This is a genomic window from Phenylobacterium sp. (genome assembly GCF_030645195.1).
In the GTDB taxonomy this organism is placed as follows: domain Bacteria; phylum Pseudomonadota; class Alphaproteobacteria; order Caulobacterales; family Caulobacteraceae; genus Phenylobacterium.
This window is the reverse complement of sequence record NZ_JAUSLW010000209.1, coordinates 1-17312: the sequence shown is the minus strand read 5'-3', so window position 1 is coordinate 17312 and position 17312 is coordinate 1. Positions and strand designations below refer to the sequence as shown.

Below are 17312 nucleotides of genomic sequence, written 5' to 3'. Positions count from 1 at the left end.
CCCGGGCCAGCCCGCGGCGCCCGCCCAGCCGGCTGCGCCCACGGCGCCGGCGGGTCCCGCCGCCCATCTCACCGGCTTCTTCCACGAGCCGGGCCTCAATCTGTTCGGCTACTATTTCGCCAAGGCGCCGGTTCAGTTCGGGAACTTCAAGCTGCGCGCGCTGCACCTGGGGGCGCCCGAGGAGTTCGCCAGCTACGAGAAGGGCCAAAGGATCTCGCCCAACTACGCCCCGGTGATGCTGGAGTTCGACGACGTCACCAGTCCGCAGCGTGAGAACGAGCTTGGCCAGCCCTATCACCAGGTCAGCCGCCGGGTGCTCCCCAAGGCCTATCGGGTCACCGCCGAGCAGGTCAGCTTCTACGGCGAGGACCCGGTGATGGGCGCAGTGTCCTTCGACGGTCAGATCGACGCCAAGGCCCTGGAGCGCGTCCGGGCCGGCGGGGCGGAGGAGCCGGTGCTGACCGGCGCGCTCGCCGCCATGGGTCAGAAGCTGAACCGCGTCTTCGTCTGGTTCGGCGGCGACTGACGCCCATGAAAAATCCCGCCGCACGAGGTGCGACGGGATTTCCAAACCCTGTACGGGTCGAAGCTTAGTGCTTGGCGTCTTCGGCGGTGGTGGTCACGGCCGAACCGGCGGCCGAAACGTCACGGCCGGCGCCCGAGAGGGTGTTGCAGGCGGAAATGGCGAAGGTGGCGGCCACGACGGCCAGCAGAGCGATCTTACGCATTGGGTTTAGTCTCCCCGGGGGATTGTTGAACTTGCGGGAGACGAACGGTCAAGCCGCCGCCTGGTTCCCTTCCTGGGGGTCAGGCTTGACTGTATTTTCCACGCCAGGCGTCGGGAAGACGAGTCGGACGGTCACGCCGCCCGCTTCATTGCGCACCAATTCGCTGCGGCCGCGCAGCTGTCGGGCGAAGGCGGTCATCAGGGTGCGGCCCACCCCGGACGCCGTGAGCACGTCGTTGCTGGAGGTCCCGTCGTCGCTGATCTCCAGCTTGGCTTCCTCGCCGTCCACCGTGAAGGTGACCGTCAGGGTGCCGCCCCGGCCGGCGAAGGCGTGCTTCTGGGCGTTGGTGATGGCCTCGACGGTGAACAGGGCCAGGGGCGCCAGGCGGTCGGGGTCGATCACCAGGGCGTCGACATGCAGGTCTGTCCGCACCGGGGCGCCATGCAGGGAGTCGGCGGCGATCAACTGGGCGGTGAGCTCCTCCAAGAAGGGCCGCAGGTCGACCTTCTTGAGGTCCGGGCCCTGGTAGAGGGCGCGGTAGATCAGGGCGAGCGCGGTGATCCTCTGGCGGGTGTCGGACATGGCCGCGCGGGCCGCCGGGTCGCTGAGCGCCCGCTGCTGCATGTTCAGCAGGGAGGAGATGACCTGCAGGTTGTTCTTCACCCGGTGATGGATCTCGCGCATCAGCGCGTCCTTCTGGGCCAGGTTGTCGCGCAGGGTGGCGTCGCGTCCGACGATGGCGTCGGCCATCTGCTCCAGGGTGTCGGCCAGGTCGCGGATCTCCGGCGGCGCCTGTTCGGCCTGGATGGGCCGCACGCTCAGTCGGCCGCGGGCATAGAGGGCGGCGATCCGCTGCAGATAGGCGATCCAGCGGATCACCACCCGCTCGGTCACCACCAGCACCGCCAGCAGGGCGAGCACGAAGGCCAGGATCGGGAACAGCAGGCCGGTCAGGGGATTGAGCCGCGCCCAGGAGAACAGGCCCTGGCTCTTGGCCGAAAGGATCACATAGAGGTCGTCGCCCACCAGGGGGGCGGCGGAATAGACCCGGCGGTCGCCGCGCCGGTCCTTGGCGTACCAGACCACCGAGCCCTTGGCGTCGGCCCGGGTCCGCCAGGCGGCGGGCAGGTCGGTGAAGGCCTGGCCGTCGGTGAAGTTCATGTAGCGGCCCTGCTTGTCGGCCAGCGCCACCTCGGCCTCGTTGGGCAGGGAGCGGTCGGCCAGGCGCGGGGCCAGGCTCTGCAGGGAGATCACCGCCACCAGGGCGCCGTCGAATCCCACCTCGGGATCGGTGGCTCGCACCGCCGCCAGCAGGACCGGCTGCTTGGCGTAGACCGCGCCGGGATCGCGGGTGACCACCAGGTTGTCGCCGGCCTGCAGCTGTTTGAACCAGGGGCGTTCGCCGCGCAGGGTGTCGATGGGCACGTCTCCGGCGGCGCAGGCCACGCGGCCTCGGCGGTCGAAGCGGATCAGGTTGGCGTAGCCGGGAATCCGCCGGGTCACCTCGGCCAGGCGCTGGGCGCACTGGAAGCCGACCGAGGCCGGCGCCAGGGTCTCCAGCAGGATGTCTGCGGCCTCCATCCGGGCCCGGGCGGTGGCGGCGCTGCGCTCGGCGGCGGCGGCCAGGTTCTGGCGGACGATCTCGCCCTCGCGGCGGAAGGCCATGGTGGATTGGATGGCGCCCAGGATCAGGACCGGCAGCAGGGCGGCGGCCAGGGCGGCGGTCAGGCGCACCCGGATCGTCGACAGTGAGCCCCAGGGGGAGGTGTTCATGTTACGCCCGTCGCCTAGAGCATTTTCCGATAAGTGTGAAACGGTTATCGGATCGAAAAATGCTCTAACTTTTTGAATTAGAGCCCTTTTTATCCGATCTGATTGACGCAATCAGATCGGAAAGGGCTCTAGCGGGCGCTTGAGAGCCGCTCCGCGTCCGCCAGGATGGAGCGCATGGCGTCGCCTGCCGCCCCACCATCGCGCTCATAGCTCCCGTCGTCGAGGATGGCGTGCAGGGCGCGCCGCGCCCGGCTGACCCGACTCTTCACGGTGCCCACCGCGCAATTGCAGATTTCCGCCGCCTCTTCGTAGGCGAAGCCGCCCGCGCCCACCAGGACGAGCGCCTCGCGCTGCTCCGCCGGCAGCATGGCCAGCGACATCCGCAGTTCGTCCAGGGCGACCGGCGCCTCCGGATCGTCCACGGCCACCAGGGTGCGTTCGGCCGCCTCCTGGTCGAGCTGGGTCTGGCGCCAGGAGCGGCGCTTCTCGGAATAGAACTGGTTGCGCAGGATCATGAAGGTCCAGGCCTTCATGTTGGTGCCCATCTGGAAGCTGGCCCGGGCGTCCCAGGCCTTCATCATCGCGTCCTGGGCCAGGTCGTCGGCGCCGGCCGGTTCGCCGGCCAGCGTGCGGGCGAAGGCGCGCAGGTGCGGGATCAGCTTGACCAGTTCGCGCTTGAACGCCTCATCGTCGGCTGGATCGCGGTTCGCATGCTTGGACGCAGCCTCCGACATCAGCCGTTCTCCGAGGAACGCTTGTCGGCCTTGCGCAGGATGTCGAGGAATTCGTCCGGAACGGGTTCGTTGACCACTTCGTCGAACATCTGTCGCAGACGCACCCCGATCGCCTGTTGCCGGAGCCTGGCCTCGTCGAGAGCCGCCGATGTCTTGCGGCGCTCTTCATTGGGTGTGTGTTCGATCATGTCCTCGGCGCTCCGCTTGCGCGGGGCTTGCCCCCTCGAATGGTCATCGTCGCCCGTCAACGCCCCGCTCCGATTCCGGTTCCCATGATCAACCCCCTTGAGGAGCGCCACGGCTGGCCGCCGCTGCTTTCGGCGTTCGCGTCGCTCCCAAGTCACAGACCTGGAGCTCTTCGATCTGCTTCAGAATGCTCCGGCTCAAACCCGTGTTCTAGAATGTAGAAAACGCCCGCCCAAGGGAACCGGTTCCCCCCAGCGACGTTTCCGGCGTTATGATGAGCGCTGTCGGGATGTATCCCGATGCGGTCGCGTGTTTCTTGAACGGGGAGGGTATCACCTTGAGTCTTCTAGCCCGACTGGCGCCCCACCTACCCTATGTGCGCCGCTACGCCCGCGCCCTCACCGGTGATCAGACCACCGGCGACCACTATGTCCGCGTGGCGCTCGAGGCCCTGGCCGCGGGCGAACGGGTGCTGGACGCCAATCTCACCCCCCGCGTGGCGCTCTACCACGTCTTCCACGCCATCTGGCTGACCACCGGCGCCAAGCTGGAGCCGCGGGACGGCGGCGGCGGCGACGACGCCAGCGGGCGCCTGATGCGCATCGCCCCGCGTTCGCGCCAGGCCTTCCTGCTCACCGCCCTGGAAGGCTTCACCCCCTCGGAGGCCGCCCAGATCCTGGGCGCCGACTTCTCCGAGGTGGAGACCCTCATCGGCGAAGCCCAGGCCGAGATCGACGCCGAGCTGGCCACCGATGTCCTGATCATCGAGGACGAACCGGTGATCGCCGCCGACATCGAGGCCCTGGTGACCGAACTCGGCCACACCGTCGTCGACATCGCCGCCACCCGCACCGAGGCGGTGGACGCGGTGAACCGCAAGGTGCCGGGCCTGGTCCTGGCCGATATCCAGCTGGCCGACGGCTCCTCCGGCATCGACGCGGTCAAGGACATCCTGGCCCGTTACGACGTGCCGGTGATCTTCATCACCGCCTTCCCCGAGCGGCTGCTGACCGGCGAACGCCCCGAACCCACCTTCCTGATCACCAAGCCCTTCCAGCCGGAGACGGTGAAGGCGGCGATCGGCCAGGCGCTGTTCTTCCACCCGAGGAACGCCCGCCAGGCGGCCTAGATCTGGCCCCATGGCGGGAGCGGAACGTCGGCCCTGCGCCGGCGTTTTCGTTTTTGGCGTCGCGTCGGGCGGCGCATCGTTCCTGCAACGGAGTTGACCGCATGCTGGGCTGGGCCCTGACCTTCGCCATCCTCGCCATCGTGGCGGGCCTCCTCGGCTTCGTGGGCCTGGCGGGCCTCGCGGCCACCGTGGCCAAGGTGTTGTTCGTGATCTTCCTCGTCCTGCTGGTGGCGAGCTTCGTCATCCGCGCGGTGCGGGGCCAGTCGGTCCTCTAGCGACCGGGGCCCCTCCCCGGGGACCCTCCTACGAAAACGGCCGCCCGATGGGGCGGCCGTTTTGCCTTGGGATCGGACCGGGGCCCTCAGGGGGTGAGGGTCGGCGAGGTCTGCTGGGTCGCCGGGCCCGGCGCGCCCATGTCGAAGGCCTGGGCGTCGGCGGGCTGGCTGGCGTTGTTGACCTCGGTGGAGGCCAGGTTGTCGGCCTGCCAGGTCCAGGCGCCGAACAGGGCCATTGCGGCGAGCGCGGTGGAGACCAGCAACACCCAGAACACATGCCGGCCCAGACGGCCCTGGCGGGCGCGGGTGGCGTTGAGGACGGGGTGGGCGGAATTGCGGCTCAGGACGGCCATGGGTCGGCTCCTCGTACTAGTTCGGGAAATAGCTGAACGGGCCGGGTGGCGTGGGCCGGGCGGCGTCGTGGACGCTGCTGAGCTGTCCGATCAGGCCGCCGGCGAAGGCGACGCCGAGGATCACCGCCAGGGCCGCGCTGCGACGGCGCGTCTGGCGCTGGCGCTCGGTCGGCGCGGTGAACAGGACCAGGCCGCCACTTGGGGCCTCGATGCCGCGGTTCATGGGAAGCCCCAATGTCAGCGCGGGCCGGACGCCCGCACCTTGGCAAACGCCGGAGGCTTGCTGCTGTTCCCGCTCATCGACCGTTCAGGCGGGATCGGCGAGGATGGTCGCAATGAGGCCACCGGCCTCCTATCTGATGAGCGACATGATCAAGCCCCGCCACCTAATCGCCGCCGGCCTCGCCGTCGGCCTGACCCTGACCTTCGCAGGCCTCGCCCTGGCGCAGCCCGCGCCGATCCTGGAGGGCCGCGAGGTCCGCGCCGCCGACGGCGCGGTGCTGGGCGTGATCGCCAAGGTGATCACCGCCGCCGACGGCCGTCCGGTCCAGGTGCTGGTCCAGCCCAAGGGCGCGCGCGCCGCCGGTCCCCGCAGCCTGCCCTACAAGGCGCTGAAGGCCGAGGGCGAGCGCTTCGTTATCCCCCTCAGCAAGGCCGAGTTCGACTCCATGCCCGCCGTCGATCTGGCGGCGGAATAAATTTCGAAAAAACTCGCGCAGAACGGGAACAAAGGATTCGGGCGCGAGTTTGATATTTGCGGAGGCGGCGACGCCCCCCCCGACTTGAGGCCGGCGAATATGCCGGTCTGCCGCCTCCGCACCCCCCATTTCTCGATGTGCAAAAACTATCAGGCGGGCCTCCCGGGCCCGCCTCTTCTTTTGCGCGTTCCGCCCGCGCCTCTACCGGCGCGGGGTGGAGAGCTTCAGCACCAGGTCGGCGCGACGGCGCAGGGGACGGGTGTCGCCGTCGGCGGTCACCGATCCGGCCTGGCCCACGGCCTTCAGGTCGAGTTCGGCGGCTGGCAGGCCGGTGGCGGTGAGCGCCTGGCTCACCGCGGCGGCGCGGCGCTTGGACAGTTCCATATTGGCCCCGGGCGCCCCCTTGGCGTCGGCCAGGCCGAGGATCGTCACCTCATCGACCTTGCAGGCCCTGGCCTGGTCGGCGGCGGCGCGGATCACCGCGCGGCCCTCGTCGGTGACCTCGGCGGAGTCGGGCTCGAAATAGATCTGGACCGTCACGTCGGGGCAAGTCGCCTCGCGCTTGACGATGCGGTCCCGGGCGTTGGTCAGGGTCGTGCACCCCGACCCCATCAGGGCCAGCACCAGAACGCTCGCGCCCAGTCCACGTAGAGTCGCCATCAGCCCATATCCCTCAGGAGGAAGGCGCCGCCGCAGCCCATCGCCGCGACCGCCCTCCGTGTTGCGCAACGCGCGGCGAAGCTTCCCGTTCGCCCCCCGTCGCCACCGGAACCCTGGACAGCCTCTACCGTTTGGTGAGTCCAAGAACCATCGGAGTCCGCGACCATGCTGTGGAAACGTCCCATCCATCGTTCGAACGAGATCGAGACCGTCGCCGAGGCCGACCACGAGGCCCGCGCGGCCTATGAGCGCGGCCGCCGCGACGAACGCAAGGCCCGCAAGCGCCATCCCGTCATGATGACCCTGACCGTGGCCGCGGCCATGGTCGGCGGCGTGGTCCTGGCCCTGGCGGCCAAGGAGGGCTCCTTCGGCCGCAGCGGCGAGCTGGTCGACCACGGCCTGGCGGTGGCCGCCGACCGCGCCGAGCCTGTGGTGCTCAACGCCGCCGACGACGCCGGCGCGGCCCTGAAGGACGCCGGCGCCAGCCTGAAATCCAAGACCACCCCCGACGCCGAGAGCTGAGGGTCCCGTGGGGGGGAAGATTCGAACCATCGAACTGCTCGCCAACACCGCATCGGGCAGTGTGGGGCCGGCCGCGCCTGACGAGGCGCGCGCCATCCTGGCCGAGTTTGGAGGCCAGGCGAATGTCCGCGTGCCCGAGAACGGCGACGTCGCCGGTTGCCTTCGGGCGGCCATCGACCGGGGGCCGGACCTGCTGGTGATCCTGGCCGGCGACGGCACCGCCCGGGCCGCCGCCGAGCTGTGCGGCGTCAAGGGTCCGCTGATCGCCCCCCTGCCCGGCGGCACCATGAACATGCTGCCCAAGGCCATCTACGGAACCGCCGACTGGAAAGCCGCCCTGCGCGCCACCCTCGAACACGGCGAGGAGCGGGTGATCGGCGGCGGTGAGGTGGAGGGGCGGATGTTCCTGGTGGCCGCCATCCTCGGATCGGCCGCCCTGATGGCCCCGGCCCGCGAGGCGGTGCGCGAGGGTCACCCGATCATCGCCTTCTACCGCGCCCGGCGCGCCCTGCGGCGGGTGTTCTCCGGCCGCCTGCGCTACAGCCTCGACGGGACGACGCGCGGCAAGGCCGAGGCGCTCACCTTCATGTGCCCCATCGCCTCGCGGGCCCTGGACGACGAGGATCATTGCCTGGAAGCCGCGGCCCTCGATCCCGCCGGGGTGGCCGAGGCCCTGCGCCTGGGCCTGGCCGCGGTGATGGGCGATTGGCGCGACGATCCCAAGGTGGAGACGGTGGCCTGCCGCGCGGCCCGGGTCTGGGCCTCCAGCGGGGTGCCGGCGGTGCTGGACGGCGAGCCGGCGCGCCTGAGCGCCAGCGTCCTGGTCACCTGGAAGAACGAGGTAGCCCGCATCCTGGCGCCGCCCAAGGCCACGACCTGATGCGGATCGCCCACCTGTCGGACATCCATTTCGGCGGCGAGAACCCGCAGGCGGTGGCCGCCGCCACGGCTTGGCTGGCCGCCGAACCCCTGGACCTGGTGGTGGTCTCGGGGGATCTGACCCGGTTCGGCGAGAAGGCTGAATTCGTCTCCGCCGCCGCCTGGCTGAAGGACCTGCCCGAACCGCGCCTGGTGACCCCGGGCAATCACGACGCCCCTTACCTGGCCTGGTACGACCGCCTCTTCACCCCCTTCGCCCGCTACGAGCGCGCCATCGGCCGCGCCCGCTTCCAGACCCACCTGGCGTCGGGCCTGGCGGTCTACGGGATCAACACCGCCCGTGGGGTCCAACCCCGGGCCAACTGGTCCAAGGGTCAGATCTCGCAGAACCAGGTGGCGGAGGCCCTGACCTGGTTCGCGCGGGCCCCCGCTGACTCCCTGCGGATCGTGGTCTGCCACCATCCCCTCACCGAGATGATCGGCGGCCCCATGACCGGCAAGGTCTGGCGCGGCGAGGTCGCGGCCCAGGCCTTCGCCGAGGCGCGGGTCGACCTGGTGCTGAGCGGCCACATCCACGCCCCCTTCACCTGGCCCTATGGCTATGGCGACGGCCATACCTATGCCGCCGGGGCAGGCACCCTGTCGGTGCGCGAGCGCGGCGTGCCGCCGGGCTTCAACCTCATCGAGACCGACGCCGCGGAGATGCACGTCAAGGCCCTGGCCTGGACCGGGTCGAAGTTCGAGCCGACCCGCACCTGGTCGCTGGCCCGGCGCTAACCCCAAACGCGAAACGCGCCCCCGACCGGGTCGGAGGCGCGTTTTTTTGGCGTTCGTCGCGAGTGCGTTGTTAGACGCTTCGCCCGCGGACGAGGTGCATGACGAGGCTGACCACGAACAGCACCAGGAAGACGAAGAACAGAATCTTGGCCACACCCATCGCGGCGCCCGCGATGGAGGTGAAACCGAGGAGGCCGGCGATCAAGGCGACCACCAGGAAGGTCAGGGCCCAGCTCAGCATGGGTGAAGCTCCATAGGTGTTGCGTACCTAGTTCGAACGTGCGCCAAGCTGAGCCGTTCCACCGGCCCCCGTGACGGGCGCGGGATGGCCCCAGGCCTCTCCCTGGCCCCGGGCCGCGCCGTACTGGGTCGCGGCGAAGCTCCAGTCGGGCAGGGCGTCGAACCAGGCCTTCAGGAAGCCTTCCCGGTCGTTCTTGTGGTCCAGGTAATAGGCGTGCTCCCAGAGGTCGCAGACCAGCAGGGGGGTCAGATCGCCCTGGATCAGGAGGTCCGCCGCGTCGTGGGTGGACAGCACCTTGAGCGCCTCGCCCTCGGCCGCCAGCCACACCCAGCCCGAGCCGAAGTGGCCATTGCCCTCCTTCACGAAGGCGGTCTTCAGGGCGTCCAGCCCGCCAAAGTCCCGCGCGATCGCCTGGGCGAGGACGCCGTCGGGGGCCTGGCGGCGCGCGCTCATGGCGGTCCAGAAGAAGGTGTGGTTCCAGGCCTGGGCGGCGTTGTTGAACAGCTTGGCCGAGGCCTCGTCGCCGGCGGCGTCGCGGACCACCTCCTCCAGGCTGGCCGGCGTGCGGCCGGCCTTGGCCAGCAGTTCGTTGGTGGTGTCGACGTACTTCTGGTGATGCTTGTCGTGATGCAGGTGCATCGTGGCCCGCGAGATCACCGGCTCCAGGGCCGCGTGGTCATAGGGCAGGGGCGGAAGTTCGAACATGGCGGGATTCCGGATCTGGAGGGGTGGCGCGAACGCCAGTCCCCTTCCAAACCCTCAACCCCGCCTCGAGTTCGCTATTTCTTCTTCGAGGGTCCGCTCGCCGAGCGCGTCGCCATGGCCGTGGCCAGCAGGGTGGCGACGATCTTGGGGTTGCGCAGGGCCACCGCGCCGGCGGCGATGATGGCGCTGGCCGCGACGATCGGTTTCTCGCGGGCCAGGTCGATCATCTTGGTGAGGATGTCGCGCTCTTCGGGCTGCTTGCCGAACCTGGGCGGATGGACCTTGATCAGCAGGGCCAGGGCGCAGAGCGCCATGAGCAGGGCCGCGGCCCCGGCCACCGAGGCGGCCGCCCAGGCGGGACCGGCCATCGGCAGGACGGCGGCGTAGAGCGCGAAGGCCAGGGCGACGACGCAGACGGCCGCCGCCGCGGCGAGCGCGGAGACGGCCGAAACGTAGAGGAGCGCTTTCTTCAGGATCAACGGTTGCGGCCGCTGGCGAGCAGCAGGCCGACCAGCAGGCCGACGCCGAGCGCTGTGCCGGCCGCCATCAGCGGACGTTCCCGGACCCGTTCGACGACGTAGCGCTGAGCTTCGTCGAGATGCTCGCCGGCGTTGTCGGCATAGGTGCGGCTCTGGGCGCGGACCTGTTCGAGGCCCTCGGCGACGACCTTTTCAAAGCGCTTGGAGGCTTCCGAGAAGGTCCGTTCGGCCTGGCTGGCGAGTTGGGTCGCGGCTTCGGCCACCGAGGCGGCGGCCGCCTTGGCTTCCTGGGCGGTGCGGTCGACGGCGTTCGCGGACATTCAGGGATCTCCAGAAAATGGGACGGCCCCCGCAGGACTTGCGGGTGCTGGACAGCATGGCCTCAACGCCGCATATCTTAGGCCGGTTCCGGGCCCGCGCAAAGCCGGGCCGCCTGCACAAAATGAGTCGCCGAAACCGCCACTCAACCTACGGTTCCTGTCGCGTCGGGGCAAACGCCGATCTATGATCTGGCCATGAGCGATAAGGCCACCGGCCTGAACCTGGATCGCAAGCGTCTGGACCTGGCGCTGCAGGCCGCGAGGCTGGGCGAGTTCGAGTGGGACCTCGTCCGGGACCGTTTCATCGTCAGCGACCGCATGTCGGTCATCACCGGCCTCCCCGCCGGCGAGCAGCCCGCCCGCCAGGGTGAAGCGCTCTTCGAGACCCTGCATCCCGATGACCGCGAGCGGGTGCTGCGGGGCGTGCGCGCGGCCGTTGCGGCCGACGGACGCTACGAGATGGAGTACCGACTGCTCCCGCCCCACGGGGAGCCGATCTGGATTCGCAACGCCGGCATCCAGGTGACCGACGAAAGCGGCGCCGTCACCTCCATCTGCGGCGTCGTTCAGAACATCAGCGAGACCCACGCCGAGGAGGACCAGCGCCGCACCCTGATGGCCGAGTTGGACCACCGGGTGAAGAACGTGCTCGCCGCGGTCCAGGTGCTCGCTTACCAGACCGCCAAGCGCACCACCTCGCTGGAAAGCTTCCTCTCCAACTTCGCCGGTCGCCTCAAGTCCATGGGCGCGGCCAACGAACTGCTCACCGCCGCCCGTTGGCGCGGCGCGGCCATCGCCCATCTGGCGGCCGCCGAGCTGGGGGGCCTGGCCCCGGGCCAGACCCGCTGGGAGGGGCCCGAACTCTTCCTGACCCCACGGGCGGCCAACGCCCTGTCGCTGGCCCTGCACGAGCTGGCCACCAATGCGGTGAAGTTCGGCGCCCTGTCGACCGAGACCGGCCGGGTCGACCTGCGATGGACCAAGCTTACGGGCGGCGGCTTCGAACTGATCTGGAGCGAGAGCGGCGGTCCCCCGGTCTCGCCCCCGGCCCGCAAGGGTTTCGGATCCACCCTGTTGGCCCAGGTCACCGGCCGCGAGCTCAACGGCGAGGTGGAGCTCGAATTCCGCGCCGGCGGGGTCCGCGTGCGGATAACCGCCGGGCCCCAGACCATCGTCGATCGTCCCGACACCGTGCCCGAGGCGCCGGTGATGCGGGTGTTCGAGACCACGCCCACGGCGCGCGGCCCCACCAATCTGCGCGGCTCCCGGGTGCTGATCGTCGAGGACGCGGTGCTGCTGGCCCTGGAGCTGGAGACCGGGCTTTCCGAGGCCGGCGCCGAGGTGGTGGGCCCGGCCTATGAGCTGTCCGAGGCCATGGCCCTGCTGGACGGGCCTATAGACGCCGCGGTGCTGGACGCCAATCTCAACGGACTGTCGGTGACCCCGGTGGCCGAGGCCCTGGCCGCCCGCGGCATCCCCTTCGTCTTCGCCACCGGCTACGGCGACTCCGCCGGCGCGCCCCTGGGCTTCGACGCCCCCATCATCCGCAAGCCCTACGACGTCACCCAGGTGGCGGCAGCGGTCTCGGCCCTGTTGGCGGGTTAGAGCAGGTCGCCCTTCAGGAAGGCGATCATCGCCGCCGTGGCGGTGCGATCCTGGATCATGAACAGGTGGCCGCCCTCGAAGAAGCGCAGGGTCGCGCCCTTGATGCGTCCGGCCAGCCTCTCCTGGGTCTCCGGCAGGGCGATGCCATCATAGCGGCCCGCGGCGATCAGGGTTGGGGCCTCGATCTGGCCCAGCCGGTCCCAGGTGTCGTGATGGGCCCGGGCCTCCAGCTGCCGCCGCGCGCCCATTTCCCGGCCGGGCTCGCCCGCGAAGGGGTCGCTCGCCCCCATGGCCACGAACTGGGCGTGGAGCTCGGGATTGGCCGCCGCCCAGGCCGCGTCCCGGCGGGTGTCGGAGATCGGCATCAGGTGCTTGGCGCGAGCCTCGCCCTTCAGGTGCTCGATCTCGTGGAAGGGGAAGGAGGCCCCGCCGGCCCCGCCCGGCGAGGTGCAGGCCAGGACCAGGCGGTCCACCCGGCTCGGATGGCGCAGCACCAGCTCCTGGGCCACCATGCCGCCGAAGGAGACCCCGATCACATGGGCCTTCTCCAGGCCCAGGGCGCCCATCAGGGCCGCGGCGTCGTCGGCGTAGTCGGCCATCGTATAGGCGACATCGGGCTTGTCCGAGCGCCCCAGACCCCGCTGGTCATAGGAGACCATGTCGAAGGCCTTGGGCAGGGGGCCGTCGAACTGGTTGGGCTTGTTGCGCAGGTCCCCGCCGGTGCCGGAGATGAACAGCAGGGGCGGGCCGGCTCCCGCGCGCTCGTAGTAGAGGTCCAGGCCGTTGACGTGGGCGGTGGGCATCGCGGCTCCTTGGCAAGCCCGCAGCCTAGAGTCCGGGGCCTCGCCTGTCAGCCCGCGACCTTGGGCATGAGGACCTGCTGGGCGGCGGCGCGGGCGATGAGCTGGCCGTCCTCGCGGCGGAAGTCGGCCTCCACATGGATCAGCTGGCGGCTGGTGGCCGTCACCCGGCCCTCGATGGCCAGGGGGTGGGCGCGGCCGATCTTCACGAAGGACATCTGCAGGTTGATGGTCCGGAAATAGCTCTCCTCGGGAATCACGGTCAGGGTGGCGAAGGCCAGGATCTGGTCGGCCAGGGCCGCCAGGTGTCCGCCGAACATCGAGCCGTCGCGGTTGAGGATTTCCGGCTCCGGGGTCCAGGCCTTGCGTACCCAGCCGGGCCCCCAATCGTCCAGGGTTCCCAGCCTCAGGGTGGTCACCACCGGCGGGACATTGGTGTCGCCCGCCTTCAACGCGTCCAGCCGTTCCGTCGCCCAGGTCATCTTCACGCTCCTCCCAACTTGAGGCGCAGACAATCCGAGCTAAGCTCAGGTTCGGCTACTCGCCTTCCGCGGAGACCCTGGACCGATGCCGCAATCCCAACGCCGGCAACCCCGGCAGGCCAGGGCGTTGGCGACGCAGGCGGCCATCTTCGAGGCCACGGCTCAGATTCTGGAGGCGCAGGGGGAGGCGGCGCTCACCACCAACGCCATCGCCCAGCGGGCGGGGATCAGCATCGGCACCCTCTACCAGTACCATGCCGACAAGCGCGCGATCCTGGTGGCCATGGCGCTCGCCGAAAACGCCAAGGTGCGGGAGACCCTAATCGCGGCGGCCGGCCCCGACGGAGTCTCCAGCGCGCGGCTGGCCATCCGCACCCAGATCGCCATCATGGCCGACCGCCCCGTCACGCGCAGGGCCTGCCTGAGGGCGATCCTGGAGACCGGTCATATTCCCACCGAGGAGAAGACCACCAACCGGCTGATCGAACGCCACCCCGGCGACCGCCTGGACCGCTTCGTCATCAGCCGGGCGGTGATCGGGGTGATCCGCGCCGCGGTGCTGGAGGGCTCGCCGGTCCTGGCCGATCCCGGCCTGGAGGACGCCCTGGTGAAGCTGACGGAGCGCTACTCCGCCTAGCTAGGCGCCCGGTGGATCGGGTCGATCCAGGCCACGCCCTCCGGCTTTTCCACCGGCTCGATGTCCAGGTTCACCACGACGGCGTCGCTGTCGCTGCGCACCAGCAGGCATTCCAGGGTCTCGTCGGGGGAGGCGTTGATCTCCTGGTGCGGCACATAGGGCGGCACATAGATGAAGTCGCCGGGACCGGCCTCGGCGGTGAATTCCAGCTTCTCGCCCCAACGCATCCGGGCCCGGCCCTTCAGCACATAGATGACGCTCTCCAGGGGCCCGTGATGGTGGGCGCCGGTCTTGGCGTCGGCATGGATGTGCACGGTCCCGGCCCAGAGCTTGCGGGCGCCGACCCGGGCGAAGTTGATGGCGGCGGCCCGGTCCATTCCGGGGGTCTGGGGCGTGTTGGTGTCGAGCTGGTCGCCGGGGACCACGCGGACGCCGGTGTGCTTCCAGGCGTCCTCGGGAATGTCGGGCATTGGCAGGCCTCCGGCGTGAGACCTCAGACTACGCCCTTGGCCCTCAGCTCCGCCACCCTGTCGGCGCTGAGGCCCGCCAGCCCGGTCAGCACCTCGTCGGTGTGCTGGCCGAGAGTCGGGCCCGGCCAGCGGACCTTGCCGGGGGTCTCCGACATCTTCGGGAAGGCGTTCTGCATCTTGATCTTGCCGAACACCGGATGGTCGGTTTCCACGATGGTGGCCCGCGCCTTGAACTGCGCGTTCTCCAGCATGTCCGGAGCCCGGAAGACCCGGCCGGAGGGAATGCCGTCGGCCTCCAGCAGGGCCAGCAGGTCGGAGAGCGCGAAGTCCTTGGTCCAGGCCGCGATGATCTCGTCCAGCTCGGCCTGGTTCACCCCGCGCGAGGCGTGGTCGACGAACTTGGGATCCTTGGCCAGGTCCGGCCTTCCCATCGTCTCGGCCAGCCGGGCGAAGACGGTGTCGCCATTGCCGCCGATCAGGATCATCTCGCCCTCAGCGCACGGATAGACGTTCGACGGCGCGATGCCGGGCAGGATCGAGCCCGAACGCTCGCGGACATAGCCGGTCAGGTCGTACTCGGTGACCAGGTTCTCCATCACCGCCAGCACGCTCTCATAGAGGGCGACGTCCAGCATCTGGCCGTGGCCGGTATTGGCCCGGTGGTGCAGGGCCATGGTGATCCCCATCACCGCGTGCATGGCCGTCAGGCTGTCACCGATGGAGATGCCGGCCCGGGCCGGGGGCCGGTCGGGCTCGCCGGTGACGTGGCGCAGGCCGCCCATGGCCTCGCCGATCAGGCCGTAGCCGGCGCGGCTGGCATAGGGGCCGGTCTGGCCGAAGCCGGAGACCCTGGCCATGATCAGGCCTGGATTGGTCGCCGACAGGGCCTCATATCCCATGCCCCACTTCTCCATGGTCCCGGGCCGGAAGTTCTCGATCAGGACGTCGGCCTTGGCGATCAGGGTCTTGGCGATCTCCCGGCCCTCCGGCGTGCGCAGGTCCAGGCCCACCGACTGCTTGTTGCGCCCGATCACCGGCCACCAGGGCGACAGGCCCTTAGGCAGGCTGCGGCCCCACTGGCGCATGGGATCGCCCACCTTGGGGTCCTCGATCTTGATCACCCGGGCCCCGAAGTCCCCGAGGATCTGGCCGGCGAAGGGCCCGGCGATCAGGGTGCCCATCTCGATGACCACCAGGTCCTTCAGGGGGCCTTGGTTGGCGGCGTCGGTCATTTGGGGTCTCCGGGCAGGTCGGCTTGGATGGCGGACCCGTTGGACCCGCCTGACCCCGCGTCTGTCAATCTCGCCGGCCGGGACCCTTCGCGTGCCCGCGGGGTTCCCTTCCACCCGACGCGGGCGTAAGGCGGCTCTCATGACCGACTACGTCCTCGCCCCGCCCGCCCAGGCCGCCGTGCCCGTCGAGGGCTCAAGCGCCCTCTTCCCCGTCCGCCGCGTCTATTGCGTGGGCCGCAACTACGCCGCCCACCGTCGCGAGATGGGAGGCGACGACCGCGATCCCCCCTTCTTCTTCGCCAAGCCCGCCGACGCCTTGGTCCCCCCTGGCGGCGGCGTCCCCTATCCGCCCCGCACCGCCAACCTGCACCACGAGATCGAGCTGGTGGTGGCCCTGAAGGGCGGCGGCGCCAATGTCCCCGTCGAGGCCGCCCTGGACCTGGTCTACGGCTACGCGGTCGGCGTCGACCTCACCCGGCGGGATTTGCAGAACGCGGCCAAGGACAAGGGTCAGCCCTGGGAGGCCGGCAAGGCCTTCGACGCCTCGGCCCCGATCTCCGCCATCCGCCCCTGGACCGGCCCCGCGCCGCAGGGGCGCATCGCCATCTCCGTGAACGGGACGGTGAAACAGGAGGGCGTCGTCGCCGACATGATCTGGAACGTCGCCGAGATCGTCGCCGAGGCCTCCAAGCTCTGGACCCTGGCCCCCGGCGACCTGATCTTCACCGGCACCCCCGAGGGCGTCGCGGCCGTCGTGGCCGGCGACAAGATCGAGGGCGACATTGAAGGCGTCGGCCAGCTCAGCTTCACGGTGGGCTGAGATGAGCCTGACCCTCTATTCCCAGTGGCGGGCCACCGCCCCCTATCGCGTCCGCATCGGCCTGGCCCTCAAGGGCCTGGACTACGCCTATGAGGCCGTCGACCTGGTGGCCGGCGCCCAGCACAAGCCGGCCTATCGGGCCGTCAATATCCAGCGCCTGGTCCCCACCCTGGACCTGGGCGACGGAAGCGACGTCCTGACCCAGAGCCTGGCGATCCTGGAATATCTCGACGAGACTCACCCTGAGCCGGCCTTGCTGCCCAAGGGCGCGCTCGATCGCGCCCGGGTCCGGGCCATGGCCGGGATCATCGCCTGCGACATCCACCCGCTGAACAACATGCGGGTGCAGCGGGCCCTGGAGGCCATGGACGTCGCCGCCCCGCGCCGCGCCAAGTGGACCGAGCGCTGGATCGTCGACGGCTTCAACACCCTGGAGCCGATGATCGCCAAGTACGGCGCCGGCTTCTGCTTTGGCGACACCCCGACCCTCGCCGACTGCTGCCTGATCCCGCAGATTTCCTCAGCCGCGCGCTACAAGGTGGAGCTGGACGCCTGGCCGTCGATCCAGGCCGTAGGCGCCCGGGCTCGGGAGCACCCGGCCTTCATCGCCGCGCTTCCGGAAAACCAGCCCGATGCGGTCCCGGCCTAACCCATACCTTCGTCATCCCGGGCTTGTCCCACGGCTGTCCGGTTCCGTTTGTCTGGACAGGTTGCACGGCGTTGATTCTACTCGTTTTCAAACACTTGCCGGTGATTTGGACACGAGAAAGGACCAACGCCATGCGCCACCATAATAGCGTTCTGCAC

General features: G+C 69.8%; 26 protein-coding genes. 11 read left to right on the top strand and 15 right to left on the bottom strand.

Going from position 1 to position 17312, the window contains the following annotated elements; all coding sequences use genetic code 11:
- Window positions 1-526 (top strand): hypothetical protein (locus tag Q7T09_RS19390; protein ID WP_304701845.1); only part of this gene is annotated, 526 nt, incomplete at its 5' end.
- Between the two features lie 64 nt (window positions 527-590).
- Here Q7T09_RS19390 and Q7T09_RS19385 read toward each other — a convergent pair.
- The 4 genes from Q7T09_RS19385 to Q7T09_RS19370 form a co-directional block, all read right to left on the bottom strand.
- Window positions 591-728, bottom strand: coding sequence for an entericidin A/B family lipoprotein (locus tag Q7T09_RS19385; RefSeq protein ID WP_304701844.1), 138 nt, complete (start codon window positions 726-728; stop codon window positions 591-593).
- A gap of 48 nt (window positions 729-776) precedes the next feature.
- On the bottom strand, window positions 777-2501 hold the full coding sequence (locus Q7T09_RS19380) for a sensor histidine kinase (protein WP_304701843.1): 1725 nt from the start codon (window positions 2499-2501) through the stop codon (window positions 777-779).
- Window positions 2502-2629: 128 nt separating this feature from the next.
- On the bottom strand, window positions 2630-3235 hold the full coding sequence (locus Q7T09_RS19375) for a sigma-70 family RNA polymerase sigma factor (RefSeq protein ID WP_304701842.1): 606 nt from the start codon (window positions 3233-3235) through the stop codon (window positions 2630-2632).
- Complete coding sequence (locus tag Q7T09_RS19370) at window positions 3235-3423, bottom strand: NepR family anti-sigma factor (protein WP_304701846.1); 189 nt, start codon at window positions 3421-3423, stop codon at window positions 3235-3237. Before Q7T09_RS19370 ends, Q7T09_RS19375 begins: the two co-directional genes overlap by 1 nt.
- 335 nt (window positions 3424-3758) lie before the next feature.
- Between Q7T09_RS19370 and Q7T09_RS19365 the strand changes: the two genes are divergently transcribed.
- Both Q7T09_RS19365 and Q7T09_RS19360 read left to right on the top strand, forming a co-directional pair.
- A complete protein-coding gene (locus Q7T09_RS19365; RefSeq protein WP_304701841.1) occupies window positions 3759-4550 on the top strand; it encodes a response regulator in 792 nt (263 codons plus the stop codon).
- A gap of 101 nt (window positions 4551-4651) precedes the next feature.
- The gene (locus Q7T09_RS19360) at window positions 4652-4825 is read left to right on the top strand and encodes a DUF1328 domain-containing protein (protein WP_304701840.1); all 174 of its coding nucleotides are present in this window, start codon (window positions 4652-4654) and stop codon (window positions 4823-4825) included.
- 86 nt (window positions 4826-4911) lie between these two features.
- On the opposite strand, the gene Q7T09_RS19355 is transcribed toward Q7T09_RS19360, so the two are convergent.
- Together Q7T09_RS19355 and Q7T09_RS19350 are read right to left on the bottom strand one after the other, a co-directional pair.
- A complete protein-coding gene (locus tag Q7T09_RS19355; RefSeq protein ID WP_304701839.1) occupies window positions 4912-5178 on the bottom strand; it encodes a hypothetical protein in 267 nt (88 codons plus the stop codon).
- Between the two features lie 16 nt (window positions 5179-5194).
- Entirely contained in the window at window positions 5195-5401 is a 207-nt protein-coding gene (locus tag Q7T09_RS19350; RefSeq protein WP_304701838.1) for a hypothetical protein, read from the bottom strand.
- Window positions 5402-5513: 112 nt separating this feature from the next.
- Here Q7T09_RS19350 and Q7T09_RS19345 point away from each other — a divergent pair, with 112 nt between their 5' ends.
- On the top strand, window positions 5514-5876 hold the full coding sequence (locus Q7T09_RS19345; protein ID WP_304701837.1) for a PRC-barrel domain-containing protein: 363 nt from the start codon (window positions 5514-5516) through the stop codon (window positions 5874-5876).
- A 201-nt stretch (window positions 5877-6077) separates the two neighbouring features.
- Here the strand turns inward: Q7T09_RS19345 and Q7T09_RS19340 are convergent, their stop codons facing one another.
- Window positions 6078-6536: an OmpA family protein gene (locus Q7T09_RS19340; RefSeq protein WP_304701836.1), complete on the bottom strand. Its 459-nt coding sequence runs from the start codon at window positions 6534-6536 to the stop codon at window positions 6078-6080.
- A gap of 165 nt (window positions 6537-6701) precedes the next feature.
- On the opposite strand from Q7T09_RS19340, the gene Q7T09_RS19335 reads away from it, so the two are divergent.
- The 3 genes from Q7T09_RS19335 to Q7T09_RS19325 are packed head-to-tail and all read left to right on the top strand — an operon-like array spanning window position 6702 to window position 8714.
- Complete coding sequence (locus tag Q7T09_RS19335) at window positions 6702-7058, top strand: hypothetical protein (protein WP_304701835.1); 357 nt, start codon at window positions 6702-6704, stop codon at window positions 7056-7058.
- Between the two features lie 7 nt (window positions 7059-7065).
- Complete coding sequence (locus Q7T09_RS19330; RefSeq protein ID WP_304701834.1) at window positions 7066-7938, top strand: diacylglycerol kinase family protein; 873 nt, start codon at window positions 7066-7068, stop codon at window positions 7936-7938.
- The gene (locus tag Q7T09_RS19325; RefSeq protein ID WP_304701833.1) at window positions 7938-8714 is read left to right on the top strand and encodes a metallophosphoesterase; all 777 of its coding nucleotides are present in this window, start codon (window positions 7938-7940) and stop codon (window positions 8712-8714) included. The genes Q7T09_RS19330 and Q7T09_RS19325 overlap by 1 nt, the downstream gene beginning before the upstream one ends.
- Window positions 8715-8784: 70 nt before the next feature.
- On the opposite strand, the gene Q7T09_RS19320 is transcribed toward Q7T09_RS19325, so the two are convergent.
- The 4 genes from Q7T09_RS19320 to Q7T09_RS19305 all read right to left on the bottom strand — a co-directional run bounded on the left by Q7T09_RS19320 (window position 8785) and on the right by Q7T09_RS19305 (window position 10459).
- Window positions 8785-8955, bottom strand: coding sequence for a DUF1328 domain-containing protein (locus Q7T09_RS19320; protein WP_215338125.1), 171 nt, complete (start codon window positions 8953-8955; stop codon window positions 8785-8787).
- 27 nt (window positions 8956-8982) lie between these two features.
- Window positions 8983-9660, bottom strand: a complete 678-nt coding sequence (locus tag Q7T09_RS19315) for a superoxide dismutase (RefSeq protein WP_304701832.1) — start codon at window positions 9658-9660, stop codon at window positions 8983-8985.
- 74 nt (window positions 9661-9734) lie between these two features.
- Window positions 9735-10139, bottom strand: a complete 405-nt coding sequence (locus tag Q7T09_RS19310) for a hypothetical protein (protein ID WP_304701831.1) — start codon at window positions 10137-10139, stop codon at window positions 9735-9737.
- Window positions 10136-10459 carry a hypothetical protein gene (locus Q7T09_RS19305; RefSeq protein ID WP_304701830.1) on the bottom strand — a complete coding sequence of 108 codons (324 nt, stop codon included), beginning with the start codon at window positions 10457-10459 and terminating at the stop codon, window positions 10136-10138. The genes Q7T09_RS19310 and Q7T09_RS19305 overlap by 4 nt, the downstream gene beginning before the upstream one ends.
- Window positions 10460-10654: 195 nt before the next feature.
- Here Q7T09_RS19305 and Q7T09_RS19300 point away from each other — a divergent pair, with 195 nt between their 5' ends.
- The gene (locus tag Q7T09_RS19300) at window positions 10655-12064 is read left to right on the top strand and encodes an HWE histidine kinase domain-containing protein (RefSeq protein ID WP_304701829.1); all 1410 of its coding nucleotides are present in this window, start codon (window positions 10655-10657) and stop codon (window positions 12062-12064) included.
- Here the strand turns inward: Q7T09_RS19300 and Q7T09_RS19295 are convergent.
- Both Q7T09_RS19295 and Q7T09_RS19290 read right to left on the bottom strand, forming a co-directional pair.
- A complete protein-coding gene (locus tag Q7T09_RS19295) occupies window positions 12061-12867 on the bottom strand; it encodes an alpha/beta fold hydrolase (protein WP_304701828.1) in 807 nt (268 codons plus the stop codon). The two genes, Q7T09_RS19300 and Q7T09_RS19295, sit on opposite strands and share 4 nt — an antisense overlap.
- 47 nt (window positions 12868-12914) lie before the next feature.
- The gene (locus Q7T09_RS19290) at window positions 12915-13346 is read right to left on the bottom strand and encodes a PaaI family thioesterase (protein ID WP_304701827.1); all 432 of its coding nucleotides are present in this window, start codon (window positions 13344-13346) and stop codon (window positions 12915-12917) included.
- Between the two features lie 127 nt (window positions 13347-13473).
- On the opposite strand from Q7T09_RS19290, the gene Q7T09_RS19285 reads away from it, so the two are divergent.
- The gene (locus tag Q7T09_RS19285; protein WP_304701826.1) at window positions 13474-13983 is read left to right on the top strand and encodes a TetR/AcrR family transcriptional regulator; all 510 of its coding nucleotides are present in this window, start codon (window positions 13474-13476) and stop codon (window positions 13981-13983) included.
- Here Q7T09_RS19285 and Q7T09_RS19280 read toward each other — a convergent pair.
- Complete coding sequence (locus tag Q7T09_RS19280; protein WP_304701825.1) at window positions 13980-14453, bottom strand: cupin domain-containing protein; 474 nt, start codon at window positions 14451-14453, stop codon at window positions 13980-13982. The two genes, Q7T09_RS19285 and Q7T09_RS19280, sit on opposite strands and share 4 nt — an antisense overlap.
- 23 nt (window positions 14454-14476) lie before the next feature.
- Window positions 14477-15685 (bottom strand): CaiB/BaiF CoA-transferase family protein, encoded by a 1209-nt coding sequence (locus Q7T09_RS19275; protein ID WP_304701824.1) that lies wholly within the window; start codon window positions 15683-15685, stop codon window positions 14477-14479.
- 139 nt (window positions 15686-15824) lie between these two features.
- Here Q7T09_RS19275 and Q7T09_RS19270 point away from each other — a divergent pair, with 139 nt between their 5' ends.
- Entirely contained in the window at window positions 15825-16505 is a 681-nt protein-coding gene (locus Q7T09_RS19270) for a fumarylacetoacetate hydrolase family protein (RefSeq protein ID WP_304701823.1), read from the top strand.
- A gap of 1 nt (window position 16506) precedes the next feature.
- Window positions 16507-17154, top strand: a complete 648-nt coding sequence (gene maiA / locus Q7T09_RS19265) for a maleylacetoacetate isomerase (protein ID WP_304701822.1) — start codon at window positions 16507-16509, stop codon at window positions 17152-17154.
- Window positions 17155-17312: the final 158 nt, after the last annotated feature.